The 18,579-nt window shown below is 62.0% G+C and carries 13 protein-coding genes and 1 tRNA gene; 8 read left to right on the top strand and 6 right to left on the bottom strand.

Annotation, left to right across the window (positions count from 1 at the left end; translation table 11 throughout):
• Nucleotides 1–417: 417 nt before the first annotated feature.
• Nucleotides 418–1,116, bottom strand: a complete 699-nt coding sequence (gene rpiA / locus BG22_RS10065) for a ribose-5-phosphate isomerase RpiA (protein ID WP_094666769.1) — start codon at nucleotides 1,114–1,116, stop codon at nucleotides 418–420.
• A 143-nt stretch (nucleotides 1,117–1,259) separates the two neighbouring features.
• Nucleotides 1,260–2,213, bottom strand: a complete 954-nt coding sequence (locus BG22_RS10070; RefSeq protein ID WP_375137721.1) for a ribonuclease H — start codon at nucleotides 2,211–2,213, stop codon at nucleotides 1,260–1,262.
• 388 nt (nucleotides 2,214–2,601) lie between these two features.
• On the opposite strand from BG22_RS10070, the gene BG22_RS10075 reads away from it, so the two are divergent.
• Nucleotides 2,602–3,660: a hypothetical protein gene (locus tag BG22_RS10075; RefSeq protein ID WP_169834003.1), complete on the top strand. Its 1,059-nt coding sequence runs from the start codon at nucleotides 2,602–2,604 to the stop codon at nucleotides 3,658–3,660.
• A gap of 1,358 nt (nucleotides 3,661–5,018) precedes the next feature.
• Here the strand turns inward: BG22_RS10075 and pgm are convergent.
• Nucleotides 5,019–6,695 (bottom strand): phosphoglucomutase (alpha-D-glucose-1,6-bisphosphate-dependent), encoded by a 1,677-nt coding sequence (gene pgm, locus BG22_RS10080; protein WP_140495256.1) that lies wholly within the window; start codon nucleotides 6,693–6,695, stop codon nucleotides 5,019–5,021.
• A gap of 358 nt (nucleotides 6,696–7,053) precedes the next feature.
• Nucleotides 7,054–8,538 (bottom strand): sugar porter family MFS transporter, encoded by a 1,485-nt coding sequence (locus tag BG22_RS10085; RefSeq protein ID WP_140495257.1) that lies wholly within the window; start codon nucleotides 8,536–8,538, stop codon nucleotides 7,054–7,056.
• A gap of 329 nt (nucleotides 8,539–8,867) precedes the next feature.
• On the opposite strand from BG22_RS10085, the gene BG22_RS10090 reads away from it, so the two are divergent.
• The 4 genes from BG22_RS10090 to ptsP are packed head-to-tail and all read left to right on the top strand — an operon-like array spanning nucleotide 8,868 to nucleotide 14,103.
• Nucleotides 8,868–10,988: a glucose PTS transporter subunit IIA gene (locus tag BG22_RS10090; RefSeq protein ID WP_140495267.1), complete on the top strand. Its 2,121-nt coding sequence runs from the start codon at nucleotides 8,868–8,870 to the stop codon at nucleotides 10,986–10,988.
• Nucleotides 10,989–11,033: 45 nt separating this feature from the next.
• Entirely contained in the window at nucleotides 11,034–11,990 is a 957-nt protein-coding gene (locus BG22_RS10095; protein ID WP_140495259.1) for a PRD domain-containing protein, read from the top strand.
• Nucleotides 11,987–12,319, top strand: coding sequence for an HPr family phosphocarrier protein (locus BG22_RS10100; RefSeq protein WP_140495261.1), 333 nt, complete (start codon nucleotides 11,987–11,989; stop codon nucleotides 12,317–12,319). The genes BG22_RS10095 and BG22_RS10100 overlap by 4 nt, the downstream gene beginning before the upstream one ends.
• A gap of 11 nt (nucleotides 12,320–12,330) precedes the next feature.
• Nucleotides 12,331–14,103, top strand: a complete 1,773-nt coding sequence (ptsP, locus tag BG22_RS10105; protein WP_258186338.1) for a phosphoenolpyruvate--protein phosphotransferase — start codon at nucleotides 12,331–12,333, stop codon at nucleotides 14,101–14,103.
• Nucleotides 14,104–14,165: 62 nt separating this feature from the next.
• Here ptsP and BG22_RS10110 read toward each other — a convergent pair whose 3' ends face one another.
• Entirely contained in the window at nucleotides 14,166–15,350 is a 1,185-nt protein-coding gene (locus tag BG22_RS10110; RefSeq protein ID WP_181163485.1) for a diacylglycerol kinase family protein, read from the bottom strand.
• A 143-nt stretch (nucleotides 15,351–15,493) separates the two neighbouring features.
• Between BG22_RS10110 and serS the strand changes: the two genes are divergently transcribed.
• Together serS and BG22_RS10120 are read left to right on the top strand one after the other, a co-directional pair.
• Nucleotides 15,494–16,780 carry a serine--tRNA ligase gene (gene serS / locus BG22_RS10115; RefSeq protein ID WP_094666776.1) on the top strand — a complete coding sequence of 429 codons (1,287 nt, stop codon included), beginning with the start codon at nucleotides 15,494–15,496 and terminating at the stop codon, nucleotides 16,778–16,780.
• A gap of 150 nt (nucleotides 16,781–16,930) precedes the next feature.
• A tRNA-Ser gene (locus tag BG22_RS10120) sits at nucleotides 16,931–17,016 on the top strand.
• A 285-nt stretch (nucleotides 17,017–17,301) separates the two neighbouring features.
• Here BG22_RS10120 and BG22_RS11375 read toward each other — a convergent pair.
• On the bottom strand, nucleotides 17,302–17,922 hold the full coding sequence (locus tag BG22_RS11375) for a sugar O-acetyltransferase (protein ID WP_140495265.1): 621 nt from the start codon (nucleotides 17,920–17,922) through the stop codon (nucleotides 17,302–17,304).
• A gap of 452 nt (nucleotides 17,923–18,374) precedes the next feature.
• Between BG22_RS11375 and BG22_RS10990 the strand changes: the two genes are divergently transcribed.
• The coding region (locus BG22_RS10990) for a hypothetical protein (protein ID WP_219846948.1) at nucleotides 18,375–18,579 on the top strand (205 nt) is incomplete at its 3' end.

The raw sequence follows: 18,579 nt of genomic DNA on the forward strand, positions 1-18,579 counted from the left end.
CCCCCCACCTCAAAACGGGACGAAACGTAACATAACCCCGTCGCTGACTTATGTTTCGTCCCATTTGATACCGCAAGGGCGCTGTGTGCGAGTGGGACACCCAACAGAACATAAGTCCGGGGCGGATTCAGCCGTGACTGCCGTGCAACCACCGGCGTACAGGTCTCGTTCCAGCCCTCGCCATGACCATGCCGTTGCGCCAAAACGACACGAGCCCGTTTCCGCCAGAGGAATCATGGAATTCCACAGCGGAAACGGGCTCGTACAGCGGTGCAGGCGCGCGTTACGGAAACGCCGAATCGCCCGCACTCAATCGATTACCTAATTACTGGAGACTACTGGACGCCCAGCGGCACGCGGCGATATCCTCGATATCCTTCACCCGGCGCCCGGCCTCCGATGTTCGGCAGCCGTCGATCACTTGTTGGCGTTGGTCATCACGCGCGGGCCGTTCGGGTCGCCGACGATGACCTTGTCCACCATGTTGAGGAACAGGCCGTGCTCCACCACACCGACCGTGTTGATGAGATCCTCGGCCAGCTCGTACGGGTGGTCGATGCGATCCAGATGCAGGTCCACCACGAAGTTGTTCTCGTCGGTGCGCACCTCCTTGCCTTCGGCGTCGAGACGAAGCACCGGCTTGTAGCCCTTGGCCTCGAACTTCTTGACCACATGGCCGGCGCCGAACGGAATCACCTCGACCGGCAGCGGGAACTTGCCGATGGTGTCCACCACCTTGGACTCATCCACGATCCAGACGATCTTGTTGGAGTTGGTGGCCACAATCTTCTCCCACAGCAGAGCCGCGCCGCCGCCCTTGATGCCGTTGAAGTTCTTGTCCACTTCGTCGGCGCCGTCGATGGTGATGTCGATGTGGTCCACATCGTCGATGTCCACGATCTTGATGCCGTAGCCCTCGGCCTGCTCCTGCGTGCGGCGGGAGGTGGTGACGCCCGTGAACTGCAGGCCCTCCTCCTGGACGCGACGGCCTAGTTCGTCCACCAGGAACCTGACGGTGGAACCGGTGCCGAGGCCGGCGATCATGCCGTTCTCGATGAGCTTGGCGGCCTCGATGCCGGCCGCCTTCTTGAGGGCATCCTGCTGTGCCTTATCCATGCGATTCTCCTTTGCCATCCGTGCTTCACACTATGCGGTAACGCTGTGAAGTCCGGTTCCTATCCTAACGCGGGTGAGCGAATATGTGCCTTCGTGTCCGATTATGGTAGGCGAACGGGTGGTTGACGATGCGTTGCTTCCGGCTAACGCCGGATAAAGGGGACGCCGGTGATGGTCAGATTGCCGTCGCCGTCCACGTATCCGGTGATGGTGATGGTGCCGGAAATCGGCATTGGCTGGCCGTTGAAGTACGGGCTGGTCTTGGGTGCGGGGGAGAAGGTCAGCGTGCCTGACACCGTCAGTCCGCTGGGGCTGGGATTGGGCTTGGGATTCGGATTGGGGCTGGGATTCGGAGTATCGGTGACTCCAGTGCTCTCGGCATTGCCGGTATCCCCGAAATCCAGATCCGGCACGCCCTCGGGCTCGGCCAGAAGCTCCGCCAACGATTGCTTGTCGCCCGATGCCGTATCGGCGGGGGGCTGCCCGGCTGCGTCATGAGCCGACTGCTGCACGGATTTCTGCGCCGATTCCTGCACGAACGTCGGCTTACGCAGACTGTCCGCGTCGGTATTGCCGTCCAACACCAGCTGCACGTCCGGCGGCACGTCGGTACCGCGCGCGTATTCGGAATGCAGCAGTGACTGCCATCCCTCGATGGGCAGGTAGCCGTCTCGCGCGCCCGAGCGGCAGTCGCCGGCATACGTGCGTGCCAGCTCGTCGACCAGTTCGTTGCCGGCGTTGCCCGCATGCCCCTTGACCCACTTGAACTTCACCGGCCCGGGCCTGCGCGAGATCTCGGCGTCGATCGCCTTGATGAGCTCCACGTTCTTCACGGGCTTTTTCTGCGAGTTCTTCCAGCCGTTGCGCTTCCAGCCCTTCACCCATGTGGTGGAGCAGTTGATGGCGTACTGCGAATCGGATTCGATGAGCAGGGGCTCGCTGCCGGGGTGTGCGCGCAACGCCTCGAGCACCGCGCACAGCTCGCCAATCTGGTTGGTGCCGTTCGTGGCTCCGCCGGCGTCATATCCATGATCGTCATGGTCATGGCCGGGCTTGCCGCCGGCGTTTTTCTCATGGTCGGCCCAGGCCCAGCCCATCGGGCCGTTCGGATTGCCCAGTGCCGATCCGTCCGTCGATACTGTGATGGTCACGTTTCACTCACTTTCCGGTCAGTGCGAACAGCTCCTCCGAGGGGCGCGACTGCGCTCGCTCACCTTGCCTGTGGATTATCCGCTCGATTGTCCACATGACGGCGCTGCATTCGGATCGCCCGGTGCATCGCCGTGCATCGCCGTGCATCGCCGTCCTTCGGCGCAACAGTCGTCCTGCGCTCCACCCTAACGCACGCCATGCGCAACGATTGCCGTGCCGTCAGACGGTCGCTGAGTCACCGAAGTTATCCACATTTACCCTGCATAACGGAAGCTGGAACCACATACCCCGTTTTGGCTTTCCTTTTTGCGGCCGGTTCGTTACGGTGAGCCCATGAGTACCGCAATCAATGATGATGCCTATGCCGCACCTGCCATCTCGCTTCATGATCCGCCACCTGAGGAATCGGAGGTGACCTGTGCCCCTATGCGCGCCGCTGAGTCCGTGAGTGCGAGCGGCCCAATCCCTGCGATGGGTGAAAGCATTGCGCAGCGCAAACGCGATACTGCGCGGCGCTGCACTGAAGTCGCCAAACGATTGGACCGTAGGCTGCTGTTCGGCATGACCACGTCTCTTGCGCTGCAGTCCGTGCCGTTGCCGGCCGACTGCAATCTTGACCAGTCGGTGTTACATGCCGTGTGCAGCACACGGGACAAGCGCATTCGTGCTCGAAACGAGGAAGTGCGCACCCATATATGGAGATACGTCACCAATGAGAACGTGGTTCGGATTAATCGGCATGTCTTTGCATTGGATCTGTTCCATGTGTGGGCGCAGATGGCGGTGCATGTTCCACTCGAGTCGTTGGTCGTGCTTGGTGACGCCATCATCACCGCCACGGCGAAGCAGCCGTCACTGGCCAACAATCGTGACATCCTGGCCGTGCATCGCGATTTCGCCGCGTGCATCAACGGACTCGTGGGATTCAAGGGCCGGTCTCGGTGTCTGCGTGCATTGGATCTGGTCGTGCCCGGAGCGGATTCACCGAAGGAAACCGAGGAACGAATCTCGCTGTTGTCACATGGCATTCCTCAGCCTGCGGTGAACTATATGGTTCCCGATGCACTGTTCGACTCGGGTTTCCCAATGACGTTGGACATGGCCTGGCCGGAATACAAAGTCGCGGTCGAATACGATGGAGATCATCATCGTACGAGCAAGACACAGTGGCGGCGTGATCGGGAGAAACGGGACCGACTGATTGGTCGGCGGTGGACCGTGTTCGTAGCCACCGCCGCGAGCCTTGCCGATGAGGATGCGCGCGCCGAGTTCGCCTTCAATGTGGCGCGCGAGCTTGCCCGTCGCGGCGCGGTATTCGAGTTTCGGGTGATTGCGATGACGATCGAGCAGCTGGCCGAGCGCCGATTGAAGGAGTCGCGCCGAAGAAGTTGAGGTCGACGCAGGGGAGTGGGGTATTGTCGGCAAGGCGGGAAGACCATGTCCGCTGACGACCTGAACTCAGCCAATGAGGTTCTCCGAAGGTGGGCGGAGATGCTTGGATAGGGATGCGGTGCAATCTTTCCTGCATTCGCGGTGTATGGAAGCGATTCGGAGGGAAGTTAAGTGGCTCTTCCGATTTTGGCGTGTAAGGGCCGTGTGTTTCCATTGCTTAGGCGCAGTCAACTATTTATCGGCGCCTTGCGCGTATGCCTGCCTTGTTGTGCCGTCCTGTTTTGGGGCCTGCCTAAGAAACGAGGAATGTGTCTAGGTTTTGTCCCATACGGAGCCGCTTATAGTGTGGCGCAGCGCTGTGCGATGCGGCACTGTGACTGCGGTGGGTGATGCTCGTGATGCATGCGTGGCATATGGCTGCGGTACGAAATCCTCAGAAGGCTCTTTTTGGCGTGTTGTGTACAAGAAGGCGCGGTACGATGTGCGGAATCGCGCGTTTTTCGTGTATCGTACCGCAGGGCTGAGTGTGGTCGATTTCGCCCATGAGTCAGGAATGGCTTGTTTCCGCGGTTTTTAGAACAGGCGTATTGCCCCGATATGGATTGAAAACGTTTGCTTCGGCTGTCGGGGCGCACTGCTGCGGTACGACAGCTCGAAAAACGTTGAATCGACGCATCGTACCGCAAATGGCGTGTTGCGCGCGTGGCCGAGCGCGGAGAAAGGGGTGTACGTCGCGTGCGCGGGGTGCATCCCTTGTGCTCGCCGTCCGTGATTGCGAACGGGGGATGTGCGCCGTGCGAGTGGGGTGCTGTGCGTCGAGCGTTACGCGGTACGTATGGTGGAGTCGTCGGAGGCTGTCGCCAGTCATGATGAAACGGTCTGCGAGGGCGTTGGCGGCACCGATGCACTGCGTGACGATCGGCTCAGTCAGGCCAAAACACAAGGTTTGGCTCTGTTGAACCAGAATTGACATGGGTTAATCAGCGATAGTTCTGAATGTGTTGATTTCCTAGAGTGATTTCCTAGGAACCCCGCCCCACCAATTCGCCTCTTATGCCAAAGCTGGTTTAACAGAGCCATAGGTTTCCCGCGAGGAAGACTTTGCCGGCACCCTTGTGAATCGCGCCGACGACGGCACGTATGAACTCATCGGTGAACTCATCGTCATAATGACGCCTGTGATCCCTACGCATTCCCACACATGAAAAACCGCACCTCCAATCATTGAATCTGAATTACTTCAGTCCAACAATCGGAGGTGCGGTTCGGGGATATCCGTAGGAAACCTTGCGGAACGAGGGGCGCCAGCACGCACGGACCGTGCATGACGCACCATACACACTAGGCGCGCGTTACCCTCACTCGCTCAGGGCCTTGTCGACCACGAGCTTGGCCTCGTCGAGCACCTTGTCGAGGGCCTCGGGGCTCTCGAAGGACTCGGCGTACACCTTGTAGATGTTCTCGGTGCCGGAAGGACGGGCGGCGAACCAGTTGTCCTTGGTGGTGACCTTGAGGCCGCCGATCTTGGCGTGGTTGCCCGGAGCCTCGGTGAGCTTGGCGGTGATGTCCTCGCCGGCCAGCTCGGTGGCGGTCACGTCGTCGCCGGTGAGCTTGGCGAACTTCTGCTTCTGCTCGAGAGTGGTCGGGGTGTCCACGCGCTTGTACCAGGATTCGCCGAAGCGGGCCACCTGGTCCTTGTGCAGCTCGGCCGGGTTCTTGCCGGTCTTGGCGGTGATCTCGGCGGCCAGCAGGTCGGGGATCAGGCCGTCCTTATCGGTGGTCCACACGCGGCCGTCCTTGCGCAGGAAGCTCATGCCGGAGCTCTCCTCGCCGCCGAACGCGACCTCGCCGGAGAACAGCGGATCGACGAACCACTTGAAGCCGACCGGCACCTCGATGACCTTCGCGTTGATCGAAGCGGCCACGCGGTCGATCAGGGAGGAGGAGACCAGCGTCTTGCCGACGGCCGCGCCCTTGGGCCAGCCCGGACGGTTGCCGCCGAAGAGGTACTCCACGCACACGGCGATGTAGTGGTTCGGGTTCATCACGCCCCAGTTCGGGCAGACGATGCCGTGACGGTCCGCGTCCGGGTCGGTGCCGCCGACCAGGTCGTACTTGTCCCAGGCGCCGGCGTTGAGCTCGTCGACCAGACCCTTCATCGCGTACGGGGAGGACGGGTCCATGCGGATCTTGCCGTCGTGGTCGATGGTCATGAAGCGCCAGGTCGGGTCGACCTCGGGGCGCACCACGCCGATGTTCAGGCCGTACTTCTCATTGATGAGCGGCCAGTAGTTCACGGAAGCGCCGCCGAGCGGGTCGATGCCCAGACGCACGCCGGAGTTGCGGATCACGTCGAAGTCGATGACGTTCTCCAGGTCGGAGACGTAGTGCTCACGGAAGTCGAAGCCCTCGACGTACTCGGACTTGATGGCCTCCTCGTAGGGTACGCGCTTGACGGACTTGAAGTCGCCGAGCAGCTCGTTGGCGCGGGCGGCGATGGCGTTCGTCACATCGGCCGGGGCCGGGCCGCCGGTCACCGGGTCGTACTTGAAGCCGCCGTCGGTGGGCGGGTTGTGGGACGGCGTGACGACGATGCCGTCGGCCAGGCCCTCACCCTCGAAGCGCTGGGTGCCGTCCGCCGCGCGGTTGTGCGTCAGGATGGCCTGGGAGACCACCGGGGTGGGCACGAAGTCGTCGCGGGAGTCGATGCGCACGTGCACGCCGTTGGCGACGAGGACCTCGATGGCGGTCTTCTTGGCCGGGGCAGACAGCGCGTGGGTGTCGGAGCCGAGGTACAGCGGACCGGTCACGCCGGCCTTCTTGCGGTATTCGGCGATGGCCTGGGTGATGGCGATGATGTGGGCCTCGTTGAACGAGGTCTTCAGGGACGAACCGCGGTGGCCGGAGGTGCCGAAGATGACACGCTGCTCGGGAACGGACGGATCGGGGACGAGGTCATAGTACTTGCCGATAACCTCATCGACGTTGATCAGATCTGCTGGGGTGGCGGGAAGGCCCGCATTTGTTGCTACCATGCCTCTTATTCTGCCACGTTTTCCGCGATTTCGTGTGGAATTATGTTAAGAGTTGTCAACTTTTGTGCGAAAAAGATACAATCTTTCCTGCTGTTTGGTCAAAATTCATATCTCGTTGGGTTCCTGGGCGCTGCGCGGGACATGCTTGAGACGTCGGATTGCGTGGGATTGCGTCGGATCGCATGCAATCCGACGCAATCGCATGATCGACTACCGATGACTGACTATATGAGAATGGCCGACGCCGCGGAATCGCGAACGTCGGCCATTGCCGTCAACGCATCATCGGAAAGGTTGTTGCAAATCATTCCGACTGTCAGCTTCCGACTGTCGGCTTCCGACTGTCGGCTTCCGACCGTCAGCGGTGGGTCATCTCCGCTTCGATCTCCTCCAGCGACTTGCCCTTGGTTTCCGGCACGAACCGCATGACGAACGGGATGGACAGCAGCGAGAACACGCCGAAGATGGCGAATGGGCCACCCACGTTGTTGCCGAATGCGGCGAGCAGCATGAGGAAGAACTGGGAGACGATGAAGTTGCCCAGCCAGTTGGCCGCCGAGCCGAAGGAGGAGCCGATTCCTCGCACCGACAGCGGGAAGATCTCGCCGATGAGCACCCATGCGATCGGGCCCCAGGAGATGGCGAAACCGAGGATGTAGAAGGCGATGAGGATCATGGTCGGAATGGCGAGCACGGCTACGTCGCCCACGAAGTTCATAACGGCGAGAATGGCGAGCGAGACGGTCATCACTACGGAGCCGAAGATCAGCATCGTCTTGCGCGGGAACTTGTCCATGATCAGGGTGGCCACGATGGTGGAGACGAAGTTCACCACGCCGATGCCCACAGACACCCAGATAGCATCGTTTTCAGGGAAGCCGAAGCCCTTGATGAACACCTGGGGCAGGAAATAGATGACCGAGTTGATACCCACGAGCTGCTGGAAGAGCATGATGCCCACGGCGGCCACCAGTGCCGGACGCGCGATGCGGAACAGCTCGCGCACGCCGCCCTTGGTGTCCTGCGCGGCCACGGCCTTGATCTCGTCGAGTTCGAGCTGCACCTGCGTCTGGTCGACGTCCTTGCGGATGAGGGTGAGCACCTTGAACGCGTTGCGCTCGTCTCCCTTGTTCACCAGATAGCGCGGGGATTCCGGCAGCAGCAGGCCGCCGATCAGCAGCAGCGCCGCCGGCACGAGCGCCGAGCCGAGCATCCAACGCCAATCGCGCACGCCGAGCAGGTTGTGACCGAGGAAACCGAGGTTGGAGGCGTATGCCAGCAGGATGCCGAAGGTGATCATGAGCTGGAACAGCGTGGACAGCGACCCGCGGTGCTCCTTCGGTGCGAGCTCGGCGAGGTAGGCCGGTGTCAGTGCGGACGCCGCGCCGACGGCGAGGCCGAGGATGATGCGCGCGGCGACCATCATCAGGAAGCCGGTGGACATGGCGCACATGCTCGAACCGATCAGGAACAGGATGGCGGACACGATGAGCAGTTTCTTACGGCCGAACCGGTCGGACAGCGCGCCGATGGACAGCGCGCCGGCGCACGAGCCGATCAGCACGGACGAAGTGATGAAACCGGTCTGGGAGACGCTCAGGGCGAAGTCGGACTCGATGAGCGGGGAGGCGCCGGAGATGATGCCGGTATCGAAGCCGAACAGCATGCCACCGAGCGCGCCGAAGGTGAAGATGAACGAGCTGTTGAGCGGGAATCGGGAAGAGAAGCCGCGGGATTCCATGGCCTCGATCTTCTCGATGGCGTTCGCCGCTTCGCTCGCCACGGCGTTTGTCGCGTCTGCTGCGGTCTGGGTCGATGTGGGTGATGTTGCTGCCGTCGTCATTGTCCTGTTCCTTTCATCGTCATTGACAGTGCTTGCGTCTGCGGCTTTGCGCGCTGCGTGCAGGAACACATCATCGATGTACCCGGACAACAAAAAAGACCTGGAACAATGTGGAATCGGTATATCGCCACGGACATTCGTCCATGGGATACGCAAATTCCACATCGCTCCAGGTCTTGCCTCGTTTCCAAGTAACAACCCTGCTACGCAACGTGTGAAACATAGGATACGACGTTTTCGACCGCGACACTCCGAAGCGCGATACTGTGATGGCGTATGCGAGACAATGGCGACAACCGTGAGAGGAGTTGGCCGTGGGGAATACGTCGATGGCGATGCGGATAGTCGAAGCCCTCGGCGGCCCCGGCAATATCCTGGAGGTCACGCATTGCGCCACACGCCTGCGCATTGCGCTCGCAGACGAGCGCAATGCCGACTTCGCCCGCATTGAGGCCATCGATGGGGTGTTGGGTGCGTTCTCCCGTCCTGGTGGACGTTGCCAGATCGTCATCGGAGGCGCTGTGGCATCGGTGTATGAGGCGGTCATGGCTGTACTGGCCTCGGCTGACGCGTCTGCGGCCGGCATATCTGCGGCCGGTACGTCTGTGACCGGTACGTCTGTGACCGGCACCCCCGAGCACCGCCATTGGCCGAAGTCCGCGCGCGCATGGGCGGGCGCCGCGCTCGATTACGTATCCGACGCGTTCCGTCCGTTGCTTGGAGTGCTGCTCGGCGCCTCGATGGTCATCGCCCTGGCCAATGTGATGGTGGCGTTTGGCGGTATGCCGTCCGGCGACGCTACACAGGGATGGAATCTGCTGAAGGCGATATGGGAGGGCATGTTCATGCTGCTTCCGGTGATGGTCGCCTGCAACGCCTCCCGCAAGCTCAATGTCGATCCGTGGCTCGGCGGCGCGATCATGGCGGCCTTGATGGCGCCGCGCCTTGCCGGAGTCACTGGAGGGGTCACCGCGTTCGGCGTGGCCCTCCCGATTCGCGACTACAGCGGGAACCTCATCGTACCGTTGCTGATGGCCGTCGCGCTCGCGTTGGTGTATCACGGGCTTTCGCGGGTGATTGCAAGCAGTGTGCAGCTGGTGTTCGTGCCGTTCCTTTCGCTGGTGACCGTCTATCTGCTCACGGTGCTGCTCATCGGGCCCTTCGGCGTGTGGATCGGCGATGGGCTGAGCGCCGGCACGGCCTGGCTGGATGCGCATGTGCCGTTCCTGTTCGCGCTGCTCATCCCGATGCTGTACCCGTTTTTGGTGCCGTTGGGCCTGCATTGGCCACTGAACGCCCTGATGCTCGTGAACATCCAGACATTGGGTTATGACTTCGTGCAAGGTCCGATGGGCGTATGGAACTTCGCGTGCTTCGGTGCGACTGCGGGCGTGCTGGTGCTCGCCGTCCGCGACCGGGACTCGGCCATGCGCCAGACTGCGTTGAGCGCTCTGCTGGCGGGACTGCTGGGCGGTGTCTCGGAACTCAGTCTGTACGGTATTCATCTGCAGCATCGCCGCATCTACCGGTGGCTGCTTGCCGGGTGCGCGGCCGGAGGCGTGTCCAGTGCGGTGCTGGGCAGCCTGTTCCCGTCCGTGCTGCCGGACGGCCAGACCGTGCACGGGGTGACGACCACCGCCTTTGCGTTCTCGTCGCTGTTGACGATTCCCGTGTTCGACAGGGCGTGGGTATATGCGTCGTCCATCGCGATCGCGTTCGTGGTGGCGATGACGCTGGTGGTCATGTTCGATTACCGAACCCCGCAGAATGCCGTGTCCTCCGTGAAACCGGGCCGATCCGCCGATGGCGCCGTGCATGATGCGGCATTGCCGGATGCTCCGATACCAGGTGCGGAGCCGTGCGACGGCACGCTGGCCGATTCGGGTGCAGGGGCATCCAAGGCGCAGTCCTCCCATGCCGTATTCGCGCCGGTGGACGGTACGCTGGTCGGCCTGGACACGATCGGTGACCCGGTATTCGCATCCAAGGCATTGGGCGAGGGCATCGGTGTGATGCCGAGTGGTCGCGACGGCATGATGACGGTATACGCACCGGTTGCCGGTATGCTGAAAACCGTGGCCAGAACGGGGCATGCATTCGGCATCAAAACCGATGACAACGTCGAGGTATTGGTGCATGTCGGCTTGGACACCGCCGATATGGATGGCGAAGGTTTCGTGCTGCAGGTGGGCAAAGGCGATGCGGTGCAGGCGGGTGAGCCAGTGATGCAGGTCGATCGCCATGCGGTTGTCGGGTCCGGCCGCAGCATGGTGGTCGTGGTCACCGTGGTGAACAGCGCTGCGATGGAGTCGGTCACGCCATTGCTGGTCGCCTCCGGAAACGGGACGCCACTCGGCGCAGGGAACCGGAATCAGAGGGAATCCGACGTGTCGGATCGCCAAGCCAGAGTCGTGCGGGTCGGTGATCCTATCATCGATGTGGAGCGGTGATAATGGCGCCGGGGAAGGCGATGCAGGCGGTGAAAGGAGGACGCCGTGGAGATACTGAGGGTCTTCAACAACAACGTCGTGTTGGCCAAAGACGGCAACGGCGGCGAAGTGATTCTCACGGGCCGTGGCTTGGGATTCCAGGCCAAACCGGGCCAATCGGTGGATGAATCGAAGATCGTGCGGACCTTCGTGCCGTCGGACGGCCGGGACCCGGACCATCTCGCGCAGATGCTTGCGGACATCGCTCCGGAAACCATTCGTCTGGTGGTCGACGCCATGAAGGAGACCGGTCTGGACGAGCATCAGAGCGCCAGCGCCACGCTGGTGTTGGCGCTTTCCGACCATATCGCCGGCGCGGTCGAACGACGGCGGCGTGGCATCGACATGATCTACCCGCTGATCGGCGAGGTGCGCAACCTCTATCCGCGCGAATATGGGCAGGGGCGGTCGCTGCTTGCCGCAATCAACGCGCGGCTTGACACCCCTTTGCCGGACGGCGAGGCGACCTCGCTGGCCATGCATCTGGTGAATGCCGGGTTCGCCACCGGAGACCTGACCTATACCTATACGATGACCGGCGTCATTCAACAAATGCTTGACATCATCGAACAGACGTACGGGCTGGTGCTGGATCGCGAATCGGTGAATGTGGGCCGATTCATCACCCATCTGCGCTACCTGTTCATCCGGGTGCACCAGCATCGTCAGCTGGATGGCGAGCCGGCGCCCATCATCGAGGCGATTCGTGCCGCCTATCCCAAGGCCGTACGTTGCGCGAGCACCATCCGATCATTGCTGGAGCTGCGACTCGACGCGGATATCAGCGAGGACGAAGTCGCCTATCTGGCGATGCATGTGGCCCGAGTCACCGCCGATGCCGAGCGGGCTGGCGCCGGATCGGATGACGGGAGTCATGCCGGCGGCAAGCGGACCGAGGACGGCCGGGTCGATCGCAGTCAGGCCAATCGCAGACAGAACAATCACAGACAGGAGGCGCGATGATTACCCGAACGGTAACGGTGGGCAGTGCCATGGGGCTGCATGCGCGCCCGGCCGCCATGTTCGCCACAGCCGTGGAACAGACCGGACTGGACGTGGTGCTTTGGCATGACGGCGAGGAGGCGGATGCCGCCAGCGCCTTGGACATCATGGCGCTCGGCATCGCCGGAGGGGAGACGGTGACCATCGGCGTCGATGAGGGGAAAGCCGGTGCGGGCGCCGGCGCGGGTGCCGCAGATGCCACCGTCGAGGCCATTGGGACGAAGCTGGATGGACTCGCCGCGATGCTCGCCCGTGATTTCGATGCCGTTGATGCCGTCGGTGGAGTTTGATGGGGAGCCTGATGGCGGTCGCACAGATGAACGGCGACGAACGTCGTGTGTTGCAGGGCATCGGGGTTTCCTCTGGCGTGGCATACGGCTGTGCGCGACTGATGCATGAGTCGCCGGGCGTTGACGAGGGGGAGCCGGCGTGCGTGGATCCACAGTCGGATATGATGCGTGTACGTGCGGCGATGGCCGCCGTCGCTTCCTCGCTGAGGGAACGGTCCCTGCAGGCGGCCGATGACACGACCCGTGCCATGCTCGCGGCCGGCGCACAGTTGGCCGAGGATCGCGGATTGGACAAAGCCATCATGAAACGCCTGTCGTCCGGCGATGGCGTGACCCATGCCGTGGCCAACGCCGTGGACGGATACATCGAGCGCTTCAGCAAGGCCGGTGGCATGATGGCCGAACGAATCACCGATCTCAACGATATCCGAAGCCGTCTCATCGCCGAATTGCGAGGAATGTCGGGCGCGGGATCCCAGCGCGATGCCGTGAGCGACATTCCGGTGATTCTTGTCGCCCGTGATCTGGCACCCGCCGATGCCGCCGCATTGGACCCTGCTGTAGTGCGCGGACTGGTGCTGGAAGAGGGCGGGACGACCGGCCATACCGCCATTCTGGCCGCCGAGCGTGGCATTCCGGCCGTGGTGCGGGCGTCTGGTGTGCTGGAAGCGGCAGACGATGACAGCTGGATTGTCCTCGACGGCGGCACTGGAGAGGTGGTCGTCAATCCCGATGCCGCCGACCTTGATCGTGCCGCCGGACGCGCCGCTCAGCGGAAGGCGTTGCTCCATGGTGGAGCTGCCGATGCTTATGCCGGTGGAGTCGCCGAGGTTGATGGAGCCATCGCCATGACCGCTGATGGATGCCGAATACTGCTGAATGCCAACGTCGGTACTCCGGCCGAAGCGGAGGAGGCCGCCCTGGCCGGCGTTGATGGCATCGGCCTGCTGCGTAGCGAATTCCTGTTCCTGAACCGTTCGCAGGCGCCGACGGAGGCTGAGCAGGCCGAAGCGTATACCCGGGCGGGCCATGCGTTCGACGGCCGGTCGGCGGTGGTCCGCACGTTCGATGCCGGCGCCGATAAGCCGCTTGCCTTCGCACGGAGCGGCGGTGGCGAAGCGTCGGCCATGACCAACCCGGCGCTCGGTGTGCGGGGCATACGCTTGGGCATGCGGCGCGAGGATCTTCTCGATACGCAGCTCGCGGCGCTTGCCGATGCATATCGGGCCTCGGGGAATTGTCTGAAGGTGATGGCCCCGATGGTCACGACCGTGCAGGAGACGCAATGGTTCGTGGACAAAGCGCATGCGGCAGGGCTGCCGTATGCCGGCATCATGATCGAAACGCCGGCCGCCGCCGTGCAATCCGCGTCATTGCTCGCCGTGGCGGATTTCGCGTCAATCGGCACCAATGATCTGGCGCAATACACGATGGCCGCCGATCGGCTTGACGGCAGCCTGTCCGACCTGCTCGATCCATGGCAGCCCGCAACGCTGCGCATGATACGGATGGCCGTCGAGGGCGGTCTGGTAGCCGGGAAGCCGGTGGGTGTGTGCGGCGAAGCTGCGGGCGATCCTCTGCTGGCACTGGTGTTTGCGGGATTCGGCATACGGTCGCTGTCGATGGCTTGGCGGAAGGCGGCCGCTGTACGGTCCGCGTTGCGACTGCACAGTCTGGCTGATTGCCAACGCATGGCACAGGCAGCGCTCAACGCGCGTTCAGCGACGGAAGCCCGTCAATCCGCGTTGGCGCTCGCCGACGCCAGGCTGCGTGATGTGCTGTGACTTCGACGGTTTAACCGCGGAAGGCGCAAGTGGAGCGCTCGTGGGACGCTGACATGGGATTTTCAGCGGATCGGCTCCAGCAGTGCCGTGGTTTCGGCGAAATCGGCCGTGGCGTTCGCCGCCGCGATCTGCGCGGTCTTCTCCAGAGAGGAGAGCGTGGACGCCGGCACGCGGACAATAAGCGCGCGACGGTCCACCGAGAAGCGGATGTGGCGCGTCTCGGGCAGCATGTCGCCGTCCACCTGCGCCTTAGCCGGCTTCTCCAGCGTGACTTCAGCGGTAAGCCCCTGTATCTGCTCCATGGTCGAGTTCGTGGAGAGCGGGTTTTGTTCAGGCTTGCCGATGAGCGTCTGATGCACGACATCGCCGAACAGATTCGCCCAACCAAGGATGCCGCCAGTGGTGTCGATGATTTCGAAGTCGAGGATGCCGTCGTCATATGAGGCGGCCGGCATCAGGGAGAATACAGGAATCTGGCCGCAATTGCCGGCCATGATTGTACGGAAGTCGAGATTGCGGATGGAGTGCGAGGAGCCATCGGGACTGGTGATGGTCAGATTGGCCCGGTATTTCGGGGCGAACAGGTTCTTGAAACCGCCCACGAAATAGGCGAGCCAGCTGATGTTGGCTTTCAAAGCGGGATCGGTGTCGTCGATCATGGCCGCGTCGAAACCGATGCCTGCGATGATGAGGAACGCATGGCCGTGGTCGTCCTCAGGATGGTCAAGCAGCCAGAGTCGCCCCATATCCACCAGACGTGAGCCGTGGGAGGTGGCCACGGTCAGCGCCGCATCGATGTCATCCACCGGAATGCCCATGTTGCGGGCGAACAGGTTGCCGGTGCCGATCGGGATGATGCCGAGGGCGTGGCCGGTGCCCGAAACGGCGCTCGCCACCGTGCGCACGGTGCCGTCGCCTCCCACTGCGATGACCACGTCGGCGCCGTCCGCCAGCGCCTCCTTAGCGCAGGCGCGCCCGTCCTTGTCGAGCTGGGTGTCGTAGAAGCGGATGCGGTCAAGGCCTTTGGCCGCGCAGAATTCCTGGATATGCAGCCGCTCGGCCTCCGCCTGAGGCTTGGAGGGGTTGATGATGAAGGCGTACTGCACCTCGTCGTCACGCCGCTTGTCCAACGATTCCGCCAGCTTGCGGCGGCGGTGCGCGCGTGCGGCCAGCACGGCGGCGACAATGGCCACGATCACGAGGACAACAACAACGACGATGAGCGCGGTGAGGACAGGCTGAGACATGATTCCTATTGTTACCGTCGGACTGGGTGCCGTCTGAAGAAAACGTGTGAACATGAACAGTTTGTGCACGTTGAACGAGTGGCCGGTCCACGGGCCAGCCGGAGGATTGCCGCGTGTCGGCTTGCGGCGGTAGTGTTAGGCCCATGCTTGATATTCAATTCATTCGTGAGCACGCCGATATCGTCAAGGAATCCCAGCGCAAGCGTGGCGAGTCCGTGGAACTCGTCGATGAGGTGCTGTCCTCCGACACCGTGCGTCGTGAGTCGCTGAAGGCCTTCGAGGAGGCCCGCGCCCAGCAGAAGGAGATCGGCAAGCAGGTGGCCGCCGCCCCGGCCGATCAGAAGGCCGCGCTCATCGCCCAGACCAAGGAACTTGCCGCCAAGGTGGCCGAGTACAAGTCCAAGGCCGACGCCGCTGCCGAGGAATACACCACCGCCATGTGGAAGCTGTCCAACATCGTCGAGCCGGAGGCTCCGGAAGGCGGCGAGGACGACTATGTCGTGGTCAAGAAGGTCGGCCAGATTCGCGACTTCGCGGCCGAGGGCTTCGAACCGAAGGATCATCTGACCCTCGGCACCAACGTGGCCGGCATCGACATGCGCCGCGGCGTCAAGGTCGGTGGCTCTCGCTTCTACTTCCTGCGCGGTGCTGTGGCCCGCATGCAGATCGCCATGCTCACCATGGCCGTGGACCAGGCCGAGCAGCACGGCTTCGTGCTCGCCATCACCCCGACGCTGGTGCGTCCCGAGGTCATGGCCGGCACCGGCTTCCTCAACTCCCACGCCGATGAGATTTACCGCCTGCGCGAGCCCGACGACCAGTACCTCGTCGGCACGTCCGAAGTGGCGCTCGCCGGCATGCACGAGAACGAGATTCTGGACCTGTCCAACGGCCCGCTGCGCTACTGCGGCTGGAGCTCCTGCTACCGCCGTGAGGCCGGCGCCGCCGGCAAGGACACCTCCGGCATCATCCGCGTCCACCAGTTCGACAAGGTGGAGATGTTCGTATACGCCAAGCAGGAGAACTCCTACGCCGAGCACCAGCACCTGCTGGAGATGGAGCAGGAGATGCTCGCCAAGGTCGAGGTGCCGTACCGCATCATTGACACCGCCGCCGGCGATCTCGGTTCCTCCGCCGCCCGTAAGTTCGACTGCGAGGCGTGGGTGCCGACTCAGGGCCGCTACCGCGAGCTGACCTCCACCTCCAACTGCACCGAGTACCAGGCTCGTCGTCTCAACATCCGTGAGCGCACCGAGGACGGCTCCACCCGTGCGGTCTCCACGTTGAACGGCACGCTGGCCACCACCCGTTGGCTGGTCGCCATCCTGGAGAACCACCAGCAGAAGGACGGCTCCATCGAGATTCCGCAGGCCATGCGTCCGTACATGGGTGGCAAGGAAGTCATCGAGCCGACTAAGTGGGAGGCGTGATTCCCGTTTCCGTACGAGCGGGAGCGGTAAGACACGATTTTGCCCAATATCGTCCTAATCGGACGAAAAGGGTGTCGTATCTGTATAATTGAACGTCGTGCGTTGTCAGCCTGATTGGTTTTATACGATTTCGGGCCGATGCGCACACAAGGACAGATGTCTGAGCGGTCTAAAGAGACGGTCTTGAAAACCGTTGAGGGGGCAACCCTCCGCGAGTTCGAATCTCGCTCTGTCCGCCGTTAAGGGTTCCGGGTCGATTGCCTGGGACCCTTTCGTATTCTGCTTTGCGATTCGCGTAGCAACAAGGCCCGGTGCTGGAGCATCGGGCCTTGTCGTGGATAGCGGCTTACCGCCGTAAACCAAAGGTTACGAAGCGAATCGTATCACGATGCACAGCAGTCTAACTGTGGCTTTCTTCGTTGGGGCAGCATGCGCGATGTCGATACGAATGTGTTGTGGCCATGATGCGACAGGGCGGTTCCCTGTGGCATTCGTTTTCGAATCGCTGTCGCGACTTGTCGTCAAGCTGCGGGGCAATCAGAACCATGGTCGGAACCATTGATCGGACGCAGCACATGGCAGGGATTGCCGACTGCGACCACATTCGCGGGGATATCGTGCGTGACGACTGCGCCGGCGCCAATCACAGTACCGTCACCTATGGTTACGCCAGGGAGCACAATGACTCCGCCGCCCAGCCAACATCCTTGCCCGATGTGGATCGGTCGTGCGTAGGTATTCCAACGATAGTGTGCATTGCCCGGCTGCCAATCCTCGACGAGCCGATCTGCGAGTTCCACCGGATGCGTAGCCGTGTACAACTGCACGTTCGACGCGATCAGCGTATCCGATCCGATGGTGATAGTGTTGCAATCCACGAATGTGCAGTTCATGTTGACGGATACGTTATTGCCGATATGGATGTTCCGTCCGTAATCGCAGATGAACGGCAGTCCGACTGAGACATTCTCGCCAATTTCGCCAAACAGTGATTCAAGAATTTCGCGTTTGCGCGCCTTTGCATCATAGGGAAGCCGGTTGTATTCGCCCAGCAAGTTCCTGGCTGTGTTCTTGTAGTCGAGGAAGATGGGATCATGGCAGTCGTAGATTTCGCCTGCCATGCATTTATCGAGTTCGTTCATTGGTCATCCTTGTTCGGCAACGCCGACGTTGCGCCCTACTCGGGCATTTGCGGTTTGCGGGACTTCTCTGCTTTCCATGAGGGCGCGCATGCACGGCCCGCCGATGGCTCCTCTGATATCGTTCCACACTGCTGCTCATGGGTGCACGCATATAGCTCCCCATCATAATTCCTCTGTGCGGTCGGGATTGTGACGCTTGTGCGGAATTTGGCAAGTGTTGATTCCCTGCGGTGCGGGATGCGCCCGCCGCCGACAAGACCATCGCCCTCGCATCCCATTGATTCCCGCAGTGAGGGATGCGCCTTTCGCGTGGGTCGGCATCTATTTGGGATAAGTCTGTGGTCGTTGCATGGATGTGATTGCGTGCAGGGCGATGCTTTCCGTCTGGGATTGTTGCTGTTGGAGGGGTCGTTGATCGTTTGGGAGTGACGATCTGATGCGGGTGTGTGGATGTGAGTGAACGGGTGGTGTCTGGATACGGAATTGTTGTGGGACGTGCTGTTGCAGTGGTGTTTTTTGCTGGTGTGTGGGCCGGTTGCGGTTTTACACTGATGGTGTTAGCGGGTTTGCGGGGTTTGCGACACGCCGGTGGAAGCCTGTCGTTGCAACGATTTGGGCTGTTCTTCGTGCGCCTGATTTGCGCTTGTTCGTGTGTTC

This window comes from Bifidobacterium sp. UTBIF-78, from assembly GCF_006408945.1.
In the GTDB taxonomy this organism is placed as follows: domain Bacteria; phylum Actinomycetota; class Actinomycetes; order Actinomycetales; family Bifidobacteriaceae; genus Bifidobacterium; species Bifidobacterium myosotis.